The following is a 1047-nucleotide window of genomic DNA, read 5'->3' as shown; positions in this document are numbered from 1 at the left end:
GATATGTGCGCATTAATCCCATAACCGCTTCACCATGCTTTGGAGATTGTGAAGTGCGAATTCAGGCAAAATAACCTTTAAACCGCGTGGTAAAAGCACACCATATTGGGCAATCTCTGGATTGGCTCTCAAAGTGGCTTCGAGATAACCTTTTAATGCTCCAACTTGCGCACGGTCTCCTAACACAGCCATGGCATGTTGAAAGCAGATGAGATCGAGACTCATATCCTCTAGCTCTACAACAACATGCTTTTCTGGTATCTTCATGGGAATTGTTCCTCTTGATATCGACCTTACTGATATTGACCTTACTGATATTGACCTTGGGGTTTTCCCCCATCAAAAAACGGCAACAAACTGATGGAATAGCGGATGCACTGTGATCGACCAGAGCGACTAAATATATAATTACCCCAAACTGACAAATCCGATTCCATAGATAGGCAAAATAAATGAGGATAAATGATAGAAAAAATCCGCAAGAAGAATCTGAATCAGTAAAAATAAATTCACTGAAGAAAAGGATTAAGATTCCTGCACTTTAATATAACGGATTGATTTCATTTAAAAGTGGTGAGCGCGCAGGGATTCGAACCCTGGACCTACTGATTAAAAGTCAGTTGCTCTACCAGCTGAGCTACGCGCTCCCACACAAGCTATTTCACTTGCAGAAAGTGAGTGGAACATACGGTTGACTTTTCATTTGGTCAACACCTTTCGAAAAAAAATATTATTTTCGATTCAGTTATCAATACTTTTCTGTTTTTTTCCCTTTCATCAACACTATAATATATAATTTTTTTCTTTTGTGCGTTTGAATAAAAGGAATATTTTAAGCATAAAATGATTCATAATTTCTAAAACACGAAAGAGTGAATATTTTCAAATTATCGTAGATCTAGGAATATATGTAAAATAGCTGTAGCTTGCCACTAGGTTTTGTATAATTTGACAGTAGGTTTTGTACCAATTTATTTTTTTCAAAGGTCTTTTTAGGCAGTTCTCAGAGCTGCTTTCATGAGTCTTATTTTGCTCTGCCCAGAATCA

At 37.2% G+C, this 1047-nt stretch carries 1 protein-coding gene, 1 tRNA gene and 1 pseudogene; all 3 read right to left on the bottom strand.

The window, feature by feature from the left end; all coding sequences use genetic code 11:
- Nucleotides 1-12: 12 nt before the first annotated feature.
- Nucleotides 13-267 carry a tail protein X gene (locus J7R10_RS08200; protein WP_208436432.1) on the bottom strand — a complete coding sequence of 85 codons (255 nt, stop codon included), beginning with the start codon at nt 265-267 and terminating at the stop codon, nt 13-15.
- 41 nt (nt 268-308) lie between these two features.
- A pseudogene (locus J7R10_RS10370) lies at nt 309-398 on the bottom strand (phage tail protein); the annotation flags it as partial.
- Between the two features lie 173 nt (nt 399-571).
- Nucleotides 572-647 (bottom strand) — tRNA-Lys (locus tag J7R10_RS08195).
- Nucleotides 648-1047 lie beyond the last annotated feature (400 nt).

Origin of the sequence: Bartonella vinsonii subsp. berkhoffii ATCC 51672 (assembly GCF_902825225.1) — a bacterium.
In the GTDB taxonomy this organism is placed as follows: Bacteria; Pseudomonadota; Alphaproteobacteria; order Rhizobiales; family Rhizobiaceae; genus Bartonella; species Bartonella berkhoffii.
The sequence above is the reverse complement of the archived record's forward strand: the minus strand, read 5'-3'. Positions and strand labels throughout refer to the sequence as shown.

Bases quoted from the DNA above. Each gene is read 5' to 3' on its own strand.
- J7R10_RS08200 (WP_208436432.1), bottom strand. From the start codon at position 267: ATGAAGATACCAGAAAAGCATGTTGTTGTAGAGCTAGAGGATATGAGT.